This window comes from Arthrobacter sp. RT-1, assembly GCF_003367205.1.
GTDB lineage: Bacteria > Actinomycetota > Actinomycetes > Actinomycetales > Micrococcaceae > Arthrobacter.
Genome location: NZ_QRGQ01000012.1, coordinates 330,847 through 346,845 on the forward strand (window position 1 = coordinate 330,847; position 15,999 = coordinate 346,845).

26 protein-coding genes are annotated in these 15,999 nt (G+C 62.3%); 3 read left to right on the forward strand and 23 right to left on the reverse strand.

What is annotated here, in order from left to right; genetic code table 11:
- Window positions 1-87 precede the first annotated feature (87 nt).
- Both DXK94_RS12650 and DXK94_RS12655 read left to right on the forward strand, forming a co-directional pair.
- Complete coding sequence (locus tag DXK94_RS12650; RefSeq protein ID WP_115525228.1) at window positions 88-579, forward strand: DUF2975 domain-containing protein; 492 nt, start codon at window positions 88-90, stop codon at window positions 577-579.
- Entirely contained in the window at window positions 579-800 is a 222-nt protein-coding gene (locus DXK94_RS12655) for a helix-turn-helix transcriptional regulator (RefSeq protein ID WP_115525229.1), read from the forward strand. Before DXK94_RS12650 ends, DXK94_RS12655 begins: the two co-directional genes overlap by 1 nt.
- 76 nt (window positions 801-876) lie before the next feature.
- On the opposite strand, the gene map is transcribed toward DXK94_RS12655, so the two are convergent.
- The 23 genes from map to rpsJ form a co-directional block, all read right to left on the reverse strand.
- Window positions 877-1,704: a type I methionyl aminopeptidase gene (gene map, locus DXK94_RS12660; RefSeq protein WP_115525230.1), complete on the reverse strand. Its 828-nt coding sequence runs from the start codon at window positions 1,702-1,704 to the stop codon at window positions 877-879.
- 70 nt (window positions 1,705-1,774) lie between these two features.
- Complete coding sequence (locus DXK94_RS12665; RefSeq protein WP_176156829.1) at window positions 1,775-2,344, reverse strand: adenylate kinase; 570 nt, start codon at window positions 2,342-2,344, stop codon at window positions 1,775-1,777.
- A 5-nt stretch (window positions 2,345-2,349) separates the two neighbouring features.
- On the reverse strand, window positions 2,350-3,660 hold the full coding sequence (gene secY, locus DXK94_RS12670) for a preprotein translocase subunit SecY (protein WP_079596679.1): 1,311 nt from the start codon (window positions 3,658-3,660) through the stop codon (window positions 2,350-2,352).
- Between the two features lie 217 nt (window positions 3,661-3,877).
- The gene (gene rplO, locus DXK94_RS12675; RefSeq protein ID WP_079596678.1) at window positions 3,878-4,369 is read right to left on the reverse strand and encodes a 50S ribosomal protein L15; all 492 of its coding nucleotides are present in this window, start codon (window positions 4,367-4,369) and stop codon (window positions 3,878-3,880) included.
- Complete coding sequence (rpmD, locus tag DXK94_RS12680) at window positions 4,370-4,576, reverse strand: 50S ribosomal protein L30 (protein ID WP_028269574.1); 207 nt, start codon at window positions 4,574-4,576, stop codon at window positions 4,370-4,372. It abuts the gene before it with no gap.
- A gap of 3 nt (window positions 4,577-4,579) precedes the next feature.
- Complete coding sequence (rpsE, locus tag DXK94_RS12685; protein ID WP_079596677.1) at window positions 4,580-5,308, reverse strand: 30S ribosomal protein S5; 729 nt, start codon at window positions 5,306-5,308, stop codon at window positions 4,580-4,582.
- Window positions 5,305-5,688, reverse strand: coding sequence for a 50S ribosomal protein L18 (rplR, locus tag DXK94_RS12690; RefSeq protein ID WP_079596676.1), 384 nt, complete (start codon window positions 5,686-5,688; stop codon window positions 5,305-5,307). Before rplR ends, rpsE begins: the two co-directional genes overlap by 4 nt.
- Window positions 5,689-5,690: 2 nt before the next feature.
- On the reverse strand, window positions 5,691-6,227 hold the full coding sequence (rplF, locus tag DXK94_RS12695) for a 50S ribosomal protein L6 (protein WP_079596675.1): 537 nt from the start codon (window positions 6,225-6,227) through the stop codon (window positions 5,691-5,693).
- A gap of 18 nt (window positions 6,228-6,245) precedes the next feature.
- Window positions 6,246-6,644 carry a 30S ribosomal protein S8 gene (gene rpsH, locus DXK94_RS12700; protein ID WP_079596674.1) on the reverse strand — a complete coding sequence of 133 codons (399 nt, stop codon included), beginning with the start codon at window positions 6,642-6,644 and terminating at the stop codon, window positions 6,246-6,248.
- An 88-nt stretch (window positions 6,645-6,732) separates the two neighbouring features.
- A complete protein-coding gene (rplE, locus tag DXK94_RS12705; RefSeq protein ID WP_050054317.1) occupies window positions 6,733-7,314 on the reverse strand; it encodes a 50S ribosomal protein L5 in 582 nt (193 codons plus the stop codon).
- Window positions 7,314-7,676 (reverse strand): 50S ribosomal protein L24, encoded by a 363-nt coding sequence (gene rplX / locus DXK94_RS12710; RefSeq protein WP_013601824.1) that lies wholly within the window; start codon window positions 7,674-7,676, stop codon window positions 7,314-7,316. Before rplX ends, rplE begins: the two co-directional genes overlap by 1 nt.
- Window positions 7,677-7,679: 3 nt before the next feature.
- Window positions 7,680-8,048 carry a 50S ribosomal protein L14 gene (gene rplN, locus DXK94_RS12715; protein WP_009358299.1) on the reverse strand — a complete coding sequence of 123 codons (369 nt, stop codon included), beginning with the start codon at window positions 8,046-8,048 and terminating at the stop codon, window positions 7,680-7,682.
- Window positions 8,049-8,785: 737 nt separating this feature from the next.
- The gene (gene rpsQ / locus DXK94_RS12720; RefSeq protein WP_013601827.1) at window positions 8,786-9,091 is read right to left on the reverse strand and encodes a 30S ribosomal protein S17; all 306 of its coding nucleotides are present in this window, start codon (window positions 9,089-9,091) and stop codon (window positions 8,786-8,788) included.
- Complete coding sequence (rpmC, locus tag DXK94_RS21835; RefSeq protein WP_013601828.1) at window positions 9,088-9,417, reverse strand: 50S ribosomal protein L29; 330 nt, start codon at window positions 9,415-9,417, stop codon at window positions 9,088-9,090. Before rpmC ends, rpsQ begins: the two co-directional genes overlap by 4 nt.
- A 2-nt stretch (window positions 9,418-9,419) precedes the next feature.
- Window positions 9,420-9,836: a 50S ribosomal protein L16 gene (gene rplP, locus DXK94_RS12730; RefSeq protein WP_013601829.1), complete on the reverse strand. Its 417-nt coding sequence runs from the start codon at window positions 9,834-9,836 to the stop codon at window positions 9,420-9,422.
- The gene (rpsC, locus tag DXK94_RS12735) at window positions 9,837-10,667 is read right to left on the reverse strand and encodes a 30S ribosomal protein S3 (RefSeq protein WP_079596673.1); all 831 of its coding nucleotides are present in this window, start codon (window positions 10,665-10,667) and stop codon (window positions 9,837-9,839) included.
- The gene (gene rplV, locus DXK94_RS12740) at window positions 10,668-11,033 is read right to left on the reverse strand and encodes a 50S ribosomal protein L22 (RefSeq protein WP_009358304.1); all 366 of its coding nucleotides are present in this window, start codon (window positions 11,031-11,033) and stop codon (window positions 10,668-10,670) included.
- Between the two features lie 38 nt (window positions 11,034-11,071).
- The gene (rpsS, locus tag DXK94_RS12745) at window positions 11,072-11,353 is read right to left on the reverse strand and encodes a 30S ribosomal protein S19 (protein ID WP_003803803.1); all 282 of its coding nucleotides are present in this window, start codon (window positions 11,351-11,353) and stop codon (window positions 11,072-11,074) included.
- A 12-nt stretch (window positions 11,354-11,365) separates the two neighbouring features.
- Window positions 11,366-12,205: a 50S ribosomal protein L2 gene (rplB, locus tag DXK94_RS12750; RefSeq protein WP_066293289.1), complete on the reverse strand. Its 840-nt coding sequence runs from the start codon at window positions 12,203-12,205 to the stop codon at window positions 11,366-11,368.
- Between the two features lie 29 nt (window positions 12,206-12,234).
- Window positions 12,235-12,540: a 50S ribosomal protein L23 gene (rplW, locus tag DXK94_RS12755; RefSeq protein WP_009358306.1), complete on the reverse strand. Its 306-nt coding sequence runs from the start codon at window positions 12,538-12,540 to the stop codon at window positions 12,235-12,237.
- Window positions 12,537-13,157 (reverse strand): 50S ribosomal protein L4, encoded by a 621-nt coding sequence (gene rplD / locus DXK94_RS12760; RefSeq protein ID WP_079596672.1) that lies wholly within the window; start codon window positions 13,155-13,157, stop codon window positions 12,537-12,539. Before rplD ends, rplW begins: the two co-directional genes overlap by 4 nt.
- Before the next feature lie 4 nt (window positions 13,158-13,161).
- Window positions 13,162-13,812, reverse strand: coding sequence for a 50S ribosomal protein L3 (gene rplC / locus DXK94_RS12765; RefSeq protein WP_013601833.1), 651 nt, complete (start codon window positions 13,810-13,812; stop codon window positions 13,162-13,164).
- Window positions 13,813-13,829: 17 nt separating this feature from the next.
- The gene (gene rpsJ, locus DXK94_RS12770) at window positions 13,830-14,138 is read right to left on the reverse strand and encodes a 30S ribosomal protein S10 (protein ID WP_003803825.1); all 309 of its coding nucleotides are present in this window, start codon (window positions 14,136-14,138) and stop codon (window positions 13,830-13,832) included.
- A 398-nt stretch (window positions 14,139-14,536) separates the two neighbouring features.
- Here rpsJ and DXK94_RS12775 point away from each other — a divergent pair, with 398 nt between their 5' ends.
- Window positions 14,537-15,976 carry a GH1 family beta-glucosidase gene (locus DXK94_RS12775; RefSeq protein WP_079596671.1) on the forward strand — a complete coding sequence of 480 codons (1,440 nt, stop codon included), beginning with the start codon at window positions 14,537-14,539 and terminating at the stop codon, window positions 15,974-15,976.
- Window positions 15,977-15,999: the final 23 nt, after the last annotated feature.

Sequence of the window (15,999 nt, forward strand, 5' to 3'; positions counted from 1 at the left end):
CACCGGCGTCCAGCCGCGGCAGCACGGCATTGTTTAACCTATTGAATATCGATAGAATCCGACTGTTGCCCGATAAAGGAGAAGTTCATGGGAAAGCTAACGGTCCTGGCGCTGCGCATTGTTATAGCGCTGGTCCTCGCCGGTTCACTGTTCGTGCAGGTATGGATGGTGCCGCTGTTGTCCATTGACATGGAGGAAGCGGGCGCACCCACCGGCCCCCGCATCGCGCTGCTGGCGATTGTCGTCCTGGGCATCGTCTGCGTCCAGGTAACGGCGGTATGCGTCTGGCGGCTGCTGACCATGGTGCGCAAGGGGACGGTCTTCTCCCACGGCGCGTTCCGCTACGTTGACGTGATCTTCGGCGCCATTGCAGTGGCGTCGCTGCTGATGTTCGGGATCGCCGTGCTGCTGGCTCCGGGAGAGGTGGCTCCGGGCGTCGTCCTGCTGATCTGCGGTGCTTCACTCATGATTGCCGGTGTGGCACTGATCGTGCTGGTGCTCCGGACGCTGCTGGCGCAGGCGGTGGCCCGTGATGCCGAGGCCAAGCACCTGCGCTCCGAGCTGGACGAGGTGATCTGATGGCGATCATCGTGGATATCGATGTGGCGCTGGCCAAACGGAAGATGCCGGTCGGCGTGCTCGCCGAGCGCGTGGGAATCACGCCGGCAAACCTGGCGGTGCTTAAGAACGGGCGGGCCAAGGCAGTCCGGTTTACAACGCTCGAGGCCCTGTGCGAGGTGCTGGAGTGCCAGCCCGGCGACCTGCTGCGGTGGGTGCCGGACGGCGCTGCGGAAGACTAAGAGGGCCTTCCCCAACTAGGTCGCAGTAGTTGTCGTTTTGGGGCGCCATAACGACAACTACTGCTACTTACATGGGCTAGGGGATGGGCACGGGGGTGACGCCGAGCGGCACAAGGTGCTCCGCTCCGCCGTCGGGCGCTGAAAGCACCCAGATGCCCTTCTCATGGACGGCCACGGAATGCTCCCACTGGCAGGACCGCTTGCCGTCGGTGGTCACCACGGTCCAGTCGTCCTCCAGCACGGCGGTCTCAATGCCGCCGCGCACCAGCATGGGCTCGATCGCGAGGCACAGGCCGGGCTTGATCTTGGGCCCGCGGTGGCTGGTCCGGTAGTTCAAAACGTCCGGCGCCATGTGCATTTCGGAGCCGATGCCGTGGCCCACGTAGTCCTCCAGGATGCCCAGTGGTTTCCCGGGGACGGAGGAGACGTAGTCGTCGATGGCCGCGCCGATGTCGCCCACGTGCGTGCCCGTGGCCAGCGCCGCGATCCCCCGCCACATGGCAGCGTTGGTGACGTCCGAGAGCCGCTGGTCCTCGGGGTCGGCGGTTCCCACGATGACGGTCCGCGCCGAATCGGAGTGCCAGCCGTCAACGATGGCACCGCCGTCGATCGAGATGATGTCACCGTCCTGCAGCACGCGGCTGCCCGGGATGCCGTGCACCACCTCGTCGTTGACGGACGTGCAGATGGTGGCCGGGAAGCCGTGGTATCCGAGGAAGTTGGACTTTGCGCCGGCTTCGCTGAGGACGGCGGCGAACACGTCGTCGAGGTGCTTGGTGGTCACACCGGGCACCGCGGCGGCAACAGCAGCGTCCAGAGCACGGCTCAGGACCAGTCCTGCCTCGTGCATGGTGCGCATCTGGGCGTTGTTCTTGTATTCGATGCGGGGCTGGCCAAAGGCCATGGTGTGTTCCTTTCAAATGGCTGAGGCTCCTCCCGTGTACCGGGAGGAGCCTCGGAAATCAGTGCCTGGATCAGGCCGCCTGTGCCGCCTTGATGGCCTGCATCACGCGGTCGGTCACTTCATCGATCGGGCCGATGCCGTCAACCTGGGTGAGGATGCCGCGCTCGGCATACTTCGCCACCACGGCTTCGGTCTGCTCGTGGTACAGGTCAAGGCGGTGGCGGATGACGGCTTCGTTGTCGTCGCTCCGGCCCGTTTCCTTGGCCCGGCCCAGGAGGCGGTGCACCAGCTCCTCATCGTCGGCAGTCAGCTGCAGGACGACGTCGAGCTTCTCGTCGCCCTTGGCGAGGATCTCGTCGAGGTAATCCACCTGCGCGGTGGTGCGCGGGTAGCCGTCCAGCAGGAAGCCGCTTTCGACGTCGGCCTCGCTGAGGCGGTCACGCACCATCTTGTTGGTGACGCTGTCCGGAACAAAGTCGCCCGCATCCATGTACTTCTTGGCTTCAATGCCAAGCGGCGTTTCGCCCTTTACATTGGCGCGGAAGATGTCGCCGGTGGAGATCGCAACAACGCCGAGGCGCTCCGAGATCCTTTCCGCCTGCGTACCCTTGCCCGAACCGGGAGGTCCAATAATCAGCATTCTCGTCATCGCAAAAGCCCTTCGTAGTGACGTTGTTGTAGCTGCGCATCAATTTGCTTGACGGTCTCCAGGCCAACGCCCACCATGATCAGGATCGAGGTGCCACCGAACGGGAAGTTCTGGTTTGCGTTGATCAGTACCAGTGCCACCAGCGGAATCAGTGCCACGAAGCCCAGGTAGAGGGCGCCGGGCAGGGTGATCCGGGAGAGCACGTACTGCAGGTAGTCAGCGGTCGGTTTACCGGCGCGGATACCTGGAATGAAGCCGCCGTACTTCTTCATGTTGTCGGACACTTCTTCAGGGTTGAAGGTGATCGCGACATAGAAGTAGGTGAAGAACACGATCATGGCGAAGTACAGGACCATGTAGATCGGTTGGTCGCCGCGGACCAGGTTGTTGTTGATCCATTCGACCCACGGCTGGAGCTGCTCACCGGCGGCGGGCTGGTTGAACTGTGCAATCAGGCCGGGCAGGTAGAGCATGGAGGAAGCGAAGATCACCGGGATAACACCGGCCATGTTCACCTTGATGGGAATGTAGGTGCTGGTTCCACCCACGGTGCGGCGTCCGATCATCCGCTTGGCGTACTGCACCGGAACACGGCGCTGTGACTGCTCCACGAAGACCACCAGTGCCACGGTCAGCAGGCCGACGGCCAGGACGGTGAAGAACGTTGCCGGTCCCTGCGAGCTCCAGATGGCGCCGAGGGAGGTGGGGAACGTCGCTGCGATGGAGGTGAAGATGAGCAGGGACATGCCGTTGCCCACGCCCTTCTCGGTGACGAGCTCGCCCATCCACATGATCAGGCCGGTGCCGGCCGTCAGGGTAATGATGATCAGGATGGTGGTGATGACGCTGTCGTCAGGGATGATCGGGAGCGCACAGCCGGGAAGCAGCTGACCGGAGCGGGCCAGGGACACCAGAGTGGTGGCGTTCAGCAGGCCCAGGGCAATGGTGAGGTACCGGGTGTACTGGGTCAGCTTGGACTGGCCCGAAGCGCCCTCTTCGTACAGCTGCTGGAAGCGGGGTATGACCACCCGGAGCAGCTGGACGATGATGCTGGCCGTGATGTACGGCATGATGCCCAGGGCGAAGATGGACACCTGGAGCAACGCGCCGCCGCTGAACAGGTTAACGAGCTGGTAGAGCCCGCCTGCCGTCTGACCGTTCTGCAAGCATTGCTGGACATTCTGGTAGTCCACACCAGGCGAGGGAATGAAAGCACCCAAGCGGAAGATGGTGATGATTCCCAGCGTGAACAACAACTTGCGTCGCAGATCAGGCGTGCGAAAGGCCCGGCCAAATGCGCTAAGCAAGCGTCCTCCTGTGGTGTTTATAAGAATGGTGTGATGGGGCTCAATAATCCCAACAACCGAGTCTAACGGTTGGATGCGCCATGCGAACAATCCGCGGCGGCGCCCGTGCGCCCGGTGGCGGGAAAAATACGGCGGGTGGATGTGAAAAACTCCCGGTGACCAGGGCCTTGGCCCCGGTCACCGGGAGTTCAACAACGGGCTTTCGCGCCCACCGGCTCTAAAGAGCGGTGGTGCTTCCGCCTGCTGCAGCAATCTTTTCAGCGGCGCTGGCCGAGAATGCGTGGGCGGTGACGTCAACCTTGACGGTGATGTCGCCGGTGCCCAGCACCTTGACGGGCTGGTTCTTGCGAACTGCACCCTTTTCGACCAGGTTCTCCACGGTGACTGCGCCACCTTCCGGGAACAGCTCGTTGAGCTTGTCCAGGTTTACAACCTGGAACTCGACCCGGAACGGGTTCTTGAAGCCGCGCAGCTTCGGCAGGCGCATGTGCAGCGGCAGCTGGCCGCCGGCAAAGCCAGCCTTGACCTGGTAGCGGGCTGCAGTACCCTTGGTGCCACGACCGGCGGTCTTACCCTTGGATGCCTCACCACGACCAACACGGGTCTTGGCGGTCTTGGCACCCGGAGCGGGACGCAGGTGGTGAACCTTCAGGGCGTTCTGCTTGTCAGCAGCGGCGCTCTGTGCCTTGTCAGCAGTGTTCTCTGCCATTTACTTCGCCTCCTCTACCTTTACCAGGTGCGGAACCGTGTTGAGCATTCCGACGGTGACGGCGTCGGCGGTGCGGACAACGGTGTGTCCGATCCGCTTCAGGCCGAGGGACCGCAGGGTGTCGCGCTGGTTCTGCTTGCCGCCAATGGCGGACTTGATCTGAGTGATCTCCAACTGGGTGTCGGAGGGGATCAGGTTCTTAGCCATAACTTAGACACCTGCCTTCGGGTTCAGGAGGGCCTTCACCAGTGCCGGCGGAGCGATCTCGTCGAGGGGCAGGCCGCGGCGTGCTGCCACTGCTGCCGGCTCTTCGAGGCGCTTCAGGGCATCAACGGTCGCGTGAACGATGTTAATGGCGTTGGAGGAACCGAGCGACTTGGAGAGGATGTCGTGGATGCCCACGCACTCCAGTACTGCACGGACCGGGCCACCGGCGATAACACCGGTACCGGCGGAGGCCGGACGCAGCATTACGACGCCTGCAGCAGCCTCACCCTGAACGCGGTGCGGGATGGTGTTGCCAACGCGGGGAACGCGGAAGAAGGACTTCTTGGCCTCTTCAACGCCCTTCGCGATTGCGGCAGGAACTTCCTTAGCCTTGCCGTAGCCAACGCCGACCATGCCGTTGCCGTCACCGACGACGACCAGAGCGGTGAAGCTGAAGCGACGACCACCCTTGACCACCTTGGAAACGCGGTTGATGGTGACGACGCGCTCTACGAACTGGCTCTTCTCGGCTTCGCGGCCGCCGTCGCGGCCGCCACGGCCACCACGCTCGCCGCGGCCCTGGCCACGGTCGCCACGCTCGCCGCGACGAGCGCCGCCACGGCGGTCGTCACCAGCTGCGGGGGCAGTGGTCTCAGTGGCCGGAGCAGCTACGGCTTCAGTCGCCTTCTGATCTGCAGACACAGTGTCCTTTTCCTTGTTTGCTTCCGTCACAGTGACAGCCCACCTTCACGTGCACCGTCAGCGACGGCGGCGATCCGGCCGTGGTACTTGTTACCACCGCGGTCGAAGACAACAGCTTCGATACCGGCAGCCTTGGCACGCTCGGCGACGAGCTCGCCAACGCGCTTGGCCTTGGCAGTCTTGTCACCGTCGAATGCACGAAGGTCGGCTTCCAGAGTGGACGCGCTCGCTACGGTCAGGCCCTTGGTGTCATCGACAACCTGGACGAATACGTGGCGTGCGGAGCGGTTGACGACCAGACGAGGACGTACAGCCGTACCGGAGATGCGCTTACGGATACGAAGCTGGCGGCGGCTGCGCGAAGCAGACTTGCTCTTGTTCGTACGCTTCTTGTTAATTGAGATGGCCATGGTTACTTACCAGCCTTTCCGACCTTGCGGCGGATGACTTCGCCGGCGTAACGGATGCCCTTGCCCTTGTAGGGGTCCGGCTTCCGCAGCTTGCGAATGTTGGCAGCAACCTCGCCGACCTGCTGCTTGTTGATACCTGAAACAGAGAGCTTGGTCGGGGTCTCAACTGCAAAGGTGATGCCCTCCGGTGCGGAGACGTTAACCGGGTGGCTGAAACCGAGAGCGAACTCAAGGTCAGATCCCTTGGCCTGAACGCGGTAACCGGTACCGACGATTTCAAGCTTCTTCTCGTAGCCCTTGGTGACACCCTCGATCATGTTGGAGATCAGGGTACGGGTCAGGCCGTGGAGAGAGCGGGATGCGCGCTCATCGTTCGGGCGGGCGACGGTCAGGGTGTCTGCTTCCAGGGAAACCTCGATCGGGCTGGCCACAGTGTGGTTCAGCTCGCCTTTGGCACCCTTGACGCTGACGACAGAGCCGTCAACCTTGACCTCAACGCCGGCAGGAACGGTGATGGGGAGACGTCCAATACGTGACATTATTCTCTTCCTTTCCCGTTACCAGACGTACGCGAGGACTTCGCCGCCCACGCCCTTCTTGCCGGCCTGCTTGTCAGTCAGGAGGCCGGAAGAGGTGGACAGGATTGCGACACCCAGGCCACCGAGCACGTGCGGCAGGTTGGTGGACTTTGCGTAAACACGCAGGCCCGGCTTGGAGATACGGCGAACGCCAGCGATGGAACGCTCGCGGTTCGGTCCGAACTTGAGCTCGATGGTCAGCTTCTTGCCGACCTCCGCGTCTTCTTCCTTCCAGCCGGCGATGAAGCCTTCGGCCTTGAGGATGTCGGCGACGCGTGCCTTGAGCTTGCTGTACGGCATGGACACGGTGTCGTGGTATGCCGAGTTTGCGTTGCGCAGACGCGTGAGCATGTCTGCGACAGGATCTGTCATTGTCATTGTGGGCTCTTGCCCTTCCTCATAACGGTTTCCGCGGTGCCGCTTCCACAGGTGGGAGCCGTACCGCCGGACCTTTTACGTAGTTAGATTAGTCTTCGGCCTTGAACGGGAAGCCAAGCGCCTTCAGCAGCGCGCGGCCTTCGTCATCGGTCTTTGCAGTGGTAACAACCGTGATATCCATACCGCGTGTGCGGTCGATCTTGTCCTGGTCGATCTCGTGGAACATAACCTGCTCGGTCAGACCGAAGGTGTAGTTGCCGTTGCCATCGAACTGCTTGCCGGACAGGCCGCGGAAGTCGCGGATACGGGGCAGTGCGAGGGTGACCAGGCGGTCCAGGAATTCCCACATGCGGTCGCCACGCAGGGTAGCGTGTGCACCGATGGGCATGCCTTCGCGCAGCTTGAACTGTGCGATCGACTTGCGGGCCTTGGTTACCTGCGGCTTCTGGCCGGTGATCTGGGTCAGATCGCGGACAGCGCCGTCGATCAGCTTGGAGTCCTTGGCGGCATCTCCAACACCCATGTTCACAACGACCTTGACGAGGCGCGGAACCTGGTTGACGTTTTCGTACTTGAATTCCTCAATGAGCGTGCTCTTGATGGATTCGGCGTACTTGGTCTTCAGACGAGGAACGATCTTCGTTGCCGGAGTCTCGAGAGTCTCAGTCATTAGATGTCCTTCCCTGAGCTCTTGGCCACGCGGATGCGGACTTCGCGCTGCTTGCCGTTGCGCTCAACGGTCTCAGTGCGGAAGCCAACGCGGGTGGGCTTCTTGGTGGACGGGTCAACCAGGGCCACGTTGGAGATGTGGATCGGGGCTTCAACAACCTCGATGCCACCGGTCTTGGTGCCGCGCTGCGACTGACCGACCTTGGTGTGCTTGGTTACGCGGTTGATGCCTTCGACCAACACTCGGTTGGTGTCGGTGAACACGCGCAGGACCTTGCCCTGCTTGCCGCGGTCGCCGCCGCGCTCAGCCTTGGCGCCAGTGATGACCTGAACGAGGTCACCCTTCTTGATCTTTGCAGCCATGGACTAGAGCACCTCCGGAGCCAGAGAAACGATCTTCATGAACTTCTTGTCACGGAGTTCACGACCAACCGGTCCGAAGATACGGGTACCGCGGGGGTCACCGTCGCCCTTCAGGATCACAGCTGCGTTCTCGTCAAACTTGATGTAGGAACCATCCGCACGGCGGCGTTCCTTCTTGGTACGGACGATGACTGCCTTGACAACATCGCCCTTCTTTACGTTGCCGCCCGGAATTGCGTCCTTGACGGTGGCGACAATGACGTCACCGATGCCTGCGTAGCGACGGCCGGATCCACCGAGAACGCGAATGGTAAGGATTTCCTTAGCACCCGTGTTGTCGGCGACCTTGAGTCGCGACTCCTGCTGAATCACTATTTACTCCTTGCGTCGCGCCGGTTCTCAGACCGAAAATCTTCCTACGGAATGAGCCTTGCGGAACGGTTGATCGGGGTGTCTCTTGACCTGCCTGGATTTTGCCAGACCAGGCCTAAACGCCCGTGCCAACAGCAGTTGCTCCCATCCGGTCCGGGACGGATCCCGGGCGCAAGGGGGCACTATGCCTTGGCACGCTTGTTTACGAGGTTTGATGACGGCGCACGAAAGGCGCCATACAAACTCAAAATCTTAGCACAGTTTGGCGCAGTCTCCATATCACCTGGCGCCACTCCCCCGCAAGACGGACGACGGCGTCACCCAGGGCAGCCTTTTGGCCCGCCAGGCGCACCACTCCCCCGCAAAGCCGCGGCCCCGCCGTCGCACGCTCTCTCACCTGATGCGCATTTTCAACCGACGCTCTCTCACCTCATGCAGACTTTTCACCGACGCTCTCTCACTTTCCTGAGGGAAGTGAGAGAGGGTCCTCTCAAAACCTGCATCAGGTGAGAGAGCGTTGCCAAAATGACGGCGAAAGGTGATGGGGCGTCCGGCCAGGCGGACGACGGCGGCACACAGCGCAGCCTTTTGGCCCAACTTTGGTGCCGCTCCCCCACAAAGCCGCGGCGCCGCCGTCGTAAACTCCTCAAAAGCGGGCTGCCCGTAACGGCCCCGGCTGTTAAACGAGGAAGCCCCCGCTCCGGGGGGAGCGAGGGCTTCCAGCTAAGCAGCAGGTGCTACTTGGCCTTCTCGAGGATTTCCACGAGCCGCCAGTTCTTGGTGGCGGACAGCGGACGGGTCTCGGCGATGACAACGAGGTCGCCGATGCCGGCGGTGTTGTTCTCGTCGTGAGCCTTGACCTTGGAGGTACGGCGGATGACCTTGCCGTACAGGGCGTGCTTCACGCGGTCCTCAACCTGGACAACGATGGTCTTTTCCATCTTGTCCGAGACCACGTAGCCGCGACGCGTCTTGCGGTAACCGCGCTGCTCAGCCGTGGCTGCGGTAGCAGTTTCCGTCACGTTCTCGTCCTTTTCACTCACTTGGCATCCTCCTCGGTCTCAACCGTTTCAGCCGGCTCGGCCTTCTTGGTTGCTGCCTTCTTGGACTTCTTCTCTTCCTTGGCTTCCACAACCGGTGCGGCAACCTCGGCACGAATGCCCAGCTCGCGCTCACGGAGAACGGTGTAGATGCGGGCGATGTCCTTCTTTACCGCGCGCAGACGACCGTGGTTCTCCAGCTGTCCGGTGGCGGACTGGAAACGCAGGTTGAACAGCTCTTCCTTGGCCTTGCGGAGTTCTTCAACGAGACGCTCGTTGTCGAAACCGTCCAGCTGTGCGGGAGCCAGATCCTTGGATCCTACTGCCATTTCTATTCACCACCTTCGCGACGCAGAATGCGTGCCTTCAACGGGAGCTTGTGGATTGCCAGGCGCAGGGCCTCGCGTGCTACCGATTCTTCGACACCGGAGATCTCGAAGAGAACCCGGCCCGGCTTGACGTTTGCGACCCACCATTCCGGTGAACCCTTACCGGAACCCATACGGGTTTCGGCAGGCTTCTTGGTCAGGGGACGGTCCGGGTAGATGTTGATCCAGACCTTGCCGCCACGCTTGATGTGGCGGGTCATCGCGATACGTGCAGACTCGATCTGACGGTTGGTGACGTATGCCGGGCTCAGGGCCTGGATGCCGTACTCACCGAAGGAGACCTTGGTGCCGCCCGTAGCAGCGCCGGAGCGACCCGGGTGGTGCTGCTTACGGTGCTTGACTCGACGTGGGATAAGCATTTAAGCCTGTCCTCCTTCTGCAGCAGCAGGTGCTGCTTCAACTGCCGGTGCTTCTGCAGCAGGAGCTGCGTCAGCGGCCGGGCGGTCGTTGCGACGGCGGCGGTCACCACGGTCAGCGCCACCCGGACGGCCCGGACGGTCGCCGGAGCGGCCGCGGGACGGGGCGGAAGCGGCCTGCTGGGCCAGTTCCTTGGCGGTGACGTCACCCTTGTAGATCCAAACCTTCACGCCGATGCGGCCGAAGGTGGTCTTGGCTTCGTAGAAGCCGTAGTCGATGTTCGCGCGGAGGGTGTGCAGGGGCACACGGCCTTCGCGGTAGAACTCCGAGCGGGACATTTCAGCGCCGCCCAGTCGACCGGAGCAGGCGATACGGATGCCCTTGGCACCTGCACGCTGTGCGGACTGCATGGCCTTCTTCATCGCGCGGCGGAAAGCCACACGAGAAGTCAGCTGCTCTGCAACGCCCTGGGCAACAAGCTGGGCTTCCATCTCGGGGTTCTTGACCTCGAGGATGTTCAGCTGGACCTGCTTGCCGGTGAGCTTTTCGAGCTCGCCGCGGATGCGGTCTGCTTCTGCTCCACGGCGGCCGATGACGATGCCGGGACGGGCCGTGTGGATGTCCACGCGGACGCGGTCACGGGTGCGCTCGATCTCAACCTTGGCGATACCGGCGCGCTCCATGCCCGTGGACATGAGCTGGCGGATGCGGATGTCTTCGCGAACGAAGTCCTTGTACCGCTGGCCGGCCTTGGTGCTGTCAGCGAACCAGTGCGATACGTGATCGGTGGTGATGCCGAGTCGGAACCCGTGCGGGTTTACTTTCTGTCCCACTTAGCGAGCCTCCTCTTTCTCCGGGGTAGCGACTACCACGGTGATGTGGCTGGTGCGCTTCTTGATCTGAAATGCACGACCCTGGGCACGCGGCTGGAACCGCTTCATGGTCGGGCCTTCATCAACAAACGCTTCGCTGATGATGAGGTCGCCTTCGTCAAACGCCACGCCGTCGCGGTCCGCGAGGACCCGGGCGTTGGAGATTGCCGACTGTACTACCTTGAATACCGGCTCCGAAGCTGCCTGCGGGGCAAACTTCAGAATTGCCAGAGCCTCATTCGCTTGCAAACCACGAACAAGGTTGACGACGCGCCGGGCCTTCATAGGCGTTACGCGGATGTGGCGCGCAATTGCCTTGGCTTCCATTGCTTTCCTTCTCTCGTCTTTGACGTAAGTGCAGGCGCCTAGCGGCGCTTGCCCTTACGGTCGTCCTTGACATGGCCGCGGAATGTCCGCGTGGGAGCGAATTCGCCGAGCTTGTGCCCGACCATCGACTCAGTGACAAACACCGGGATGTGCTTGCGTCCGTCGTGTACGGCGATCGTGTGTCCGAGCATGTCGGGGATGATCATCGAACGGCGGGACCAGGTCTTGATGACGTTCTTGGTGCCCTTTTCGTTTTCCCTGGCTACCTTCACAAAGAGGTGCTGGTCAACGAAAGGACCTTTTTTCAGGCTGCGTGGCATGTGTCCAGGCTCCTATCGCTTGTTCTTGCCAGTACGACGGCGACGCACAATAAGCTTGTCGCTCTCTTTGTTGGGGCGGCGCGTGCGGCCTTCCCGCTTACCGTTCGGGTTGACGGGGTTACGTCCACCGGACGTCTTACCCTCACCACCACCGTGCGGGTGGTCAACCGGGTTCATGGCGACACCACGGACGGTCGGGCGGACGCCCTTCCAGCGCATGCGGCCGGCCTTGCCCCAGTTGATGTTCGACTGCTCGGCGTTGCCCACCTCGCCGACGGTTGCGCGGCAGCGCACGTCAACGTTGCGGATTTCGCCGGAAGGCAGACGCAGCTGGGCGAAGCGGCCTTCCTTGGCAACAAGCTGGATGGATGCACCGGCGGAGCGGCCCATCTTGGCGCCGCCACCCGGACGCAGTTCAACTGCGTGGATAACGGTACCCACGGGGATGTTGCGCAGGGGCAGGTTGTTGCCAGGCTTGATGTCAGCGTTGGCACCTGCCTCTACAAAGTCACCCTGGGACAGCTTGTTCGGGGCGATGATGTAACGCTTGGTGCCATCAACGTAGTGCAGGAGGGCGATGCGAGCCGTGCGGTTCGGATCGTACTCGATTTCGGCAACGCGGGCGTCAACGCCGTCCTTGTCGTGGCGACGGAAGTCGATCAGACGGTACTGGCGCTTGTGTCCGCCACCCTTGTGACGGGTGGTGATCTTACCGGTGTTGTTACGGCCGCCCTTTTTGGGCAGCGGACGTACCAACGACTTTTCCGGCGTCGACCGCGTGATTTCGGTGAAGTCCGCTACGCTCGAGCCACGACGGCCCGGGGTAGTCGGCTTGTATTTACGGATTCCCATAATTTATTTCCTCGTTAAAGTGGTCTCCGCTACGAGAGCGGACCGCCGAAGATGTCGATGGTGCCTTCTTTGAGGGTGACAATCGCACGCTTGGTGTTCTTGCGGGTACCCCATCCGAATTTGGTGCGCTTGCGCTTACCGGCACGGTTGATGGTGTTGATCGATTCGACCTTGACGGAGAAGATCTTCTCCACGGCCAGCTTGATCTCGGTCTTGTTCGACCGGGGGTCCACCAGGAAGGTGTACTTGCCCTCGTCGATCAGGCCGTAGCTCTTTTCCGACACGACGGGTGCAAGCACGACGTCGCGGGGATCCTTGATGGTGGCTGCGCTCACTTGGCATCCTCCTCGTTCTTAGCTGCCTTGGCGGCAACGAATGCTTCGTAGGCAGCCTTGGTGAAGACAACGTCATCAGACACGAGAACGTCGTAGGTGTTCAGCTGGTCTGCGTACAGAACGTGAACACCGGCGAGGTTACGCACGGACAGTGCAGCAACATCGTTGGCGCGCTCGATGACGACCAGCAGGTTCTTGCGGTCGGAAACACCGCGAAGCGTTGCCAGTGCGTTCTTGGCCGAAGGCTTGTCGCCTGCAACCAGTTCAGCGACAACGTGGATGCGTCCGTTGCGGGCCCGGTCAGAGAGTGCGCCGCGCAGTGCAGCAGCAATCATCTTCTTGGGGGTGCGCTGGCTGTAGTCACGCGGGGTGGGACCGTGGACAACGCCACCGCCGGTCATGTGAGGAGCACGGATGGAACCCTGACGGGCGCGGCCGGTGCCCTTCTGCTTGAACGGCTTGCGTCCTGCACCGGAAACTTCAGCGCGGGTCTTGGTCTTGTGGGTACCCTGGCGAGCAGCAGCGAGCTGGGCAACGACAACCTGGTGCAGCAGCGGCACGTTGGTCTGGACGTCGAAGATCTCTGCAGGCAGGTCAACCTGGACAGTGTTAGCCATTGAACTAGGCTCCCTTCACGGCGGTGCGTACGAGTACGACCTGGCCGCGGGCGCCGGGGACGGCGCCCTTGATCAGGAGCAGCGACTTCTCGACGTCAACCGCGTGGACCGTGAGGTTCAGCGTGGTGTGACGAACGGCGCCCATGCGGCCGGCCATTTTCATGCCCTTGAAGACGCGGCTCGGGGTGGATGCGCCACCGATTGAACCGGGCTTACGGTGGTTCTTGTGGGCACCGTGGGAAGCTCCAACGCCATGGAAGCCGTGACGCTTCATAACACCGGCGAAGCCCTTACCCTTGGTGGTGCCGATGACGTCGATCTTCTGGCCGGCTTCGAAGACCTCTACGGAGAGCTCCTGGCCCAGCTCGTACTCAGCAGCATCTGCGGTACGGAGTTCGACGACGTGGCGGCGAGGCGTGACGCCTGCCTTCTCAAAGTGACCAGCCAGCGGCTTGGTGACCTTGCGGGGATCGATCTGGCCGTAGCCGATCTGAACGGCGACGTAGCCATCAGCTTCTGCGTTGCGCAGCTGGGTGATGACGTTCGAGTCTGCCTGGACCACAGTGACGGGGATGAGCTTGTTGTTCTCGTCCCAGACCTGGGTCATGCCGAGCTTCGTGCCCAGCAGGCCCTTTACGTTACGGGTTGCGGTCATAGTTTCTCAGCACCTCCCTACAGCTTGATTTCGATGTTCACGTCAGCCGGCAGGTCGAGACGCATGAGCGAGTCAACAGCCTTCGGCGTGGGATCGATGATGTCGATAAGACGCTTGTGCGTGCGCATTTCAAAGTGCTCGCGGCTGTCCTTGTACTTGTGCGGAGAGCGGATAACGCAGTACACGTTCTTCTCCGTCGGCAGCGGCACGGGGCCGACTACCGTTGCGCCTGCGCGCGTGACCGTCTCAACGATCTTCCGTGCTGAAACGTCAATGACCTCGTGGTCGTATGACTTCAGCCGGATGCGGATTTTTTGTCCCGCCATGTCGCCTGACTCTCTTTCAGTCTGTGCTTCCCCTGGTTGGGGCTGCCCTGTTCACTTACTCGTTGTATGGCTGCCGAAGCAATTGAGGTCGTAACCACCATCCGCCGCACAAACTGAATCCGGATGAATCCGGGTTCCTCACCTTGCCGGCGTAACCGACCCCCGCGGTCGGGCGTGTCGCGCTCAGCACGCATACAAATCCGCAGTTCCATTGGGGTGGGTTATGTTTGGTCTTCCACTTGGACCCTGACACCCGGCATTATCCGGATCGGGACACGAAGAAGCGCTTGAACAACTCATCTAGTATGCCGGAAAACCCCGGCAGATGCGAATCGCCCCCTTCAGGGCGCCGCAGCGGGGTCATTGCCCTCTGTTCCTTCCGAATGGATGATAAGGAGATGACGCTGGAAAGCACTGAATCGGTGACGGAACTGGCCAACCGCATGCCGCCGTCGTTCACCCTGGGCGTCGCGGCAGCGGCGTTCCAGATTGAAGGCGCCCTGAGTGAGGGGGGCCGCGGACCGTCCGGCTGGGATGCGTTCGCCGAGAAACCCGGGGCTATCGTGGACGGGCACTCTCCCGCAGTGGCGTGCGACCACTACAACAGGCTGCCCGAGGATGTGGCCCTGCTGCAGGAGCTCGGCGTGGATTCCTACCGTTTCTCGCTGTCCTGGCCGCGGATCCAGCCGGACGGCCGGGGAAGCTTCAACCAGGAGGGCCTGGACTTCTACGACCGGCTGATCGACCAGCTGCTGGCCGCCGGCATTTCCCCTATGGCCACGCTGTACCACTGGGACACTCCCCTGCCCCTGGAACATAAGGGCGGCTGGATGAACCGCGAAACCGCGGAACGCTTTGGCGACTATGCTGCGGCGGCGGCCGAACGCTTCGGAGACCGGGTGGCCCAATGGGTCACACTCAATGAGCCCGTCTCGGTAACCCTGAACGGCTATGCCCTGGGTGTCCACGCCCCCGGCCACGCGCTGATGTTCGACGCCCTTCCCTCCATCCACCACCAGCTCCTCGCCCACGGGCTCGGCGCCCAGGCGCTGCGTGCGGCGGGCGTCACCGGCACGGTGGGAGTCACCAACCTCCATGCGCCCATCCGGCCCGCGTCCCGGAAGATCGGTGACCGGCTCGTGGCGCATCTCTACGACCTGCTGATGAACCGGATCTACGCCGACCCTGTCCTGCTGGGCCGCTATCCCACCCTGCCCGTGTACGCCCGGCCGTGGCTGCGTTCCATCGGCCGGATCTCCGACGCGGACCTGCGCACCATCCACCAGCCACTGGATTTCTACGGCCTCAACTACTATTTCCCCGTCAAGGTGGCGATCGGCCGCGGCGTGGCTCCCATCCCCGCGGATATGCATAAGGCCGTGGCCCGCCTGCCGTTCCATGAGGTGGGCTACCCGGAGTTCGACAGCACGGGGTTCGGCTGGCCGGTGGCTCCCGAACACCTGGGCATCCTGCTCAAGGAGCTCAAGGACCGCTATGGGGACGCCCTCCCGCCGGTGTACATCACTGAAGGCGGCGCCAGCTTCCCCGAACCGGACCAGGTATCCGGCACGCTCCAGGATGACGAGCGGGTGCAGTACCTGGCCACCCATCTGCGCGCCGCCCTGGACGCCACGTCCCCGGGCGGAATCGCCTCCGGCGTGGACCTGCGCGGCTACTACGTGTGGACCCTGATGGACAACTTCGAATGGGCCGCCGGCTATTCGCAGCGGTTCGGCCTGGTGCACGTGGACTTTGAAACCCAGGAACGCACTCCCAAGCAGTCCTACTACTGGTACCAGGCCCTCAGCCGGGCACGCAAAGCCAAGGCGGGCCAGTAGTCCGCCCGGGAATTCTGCTGAAG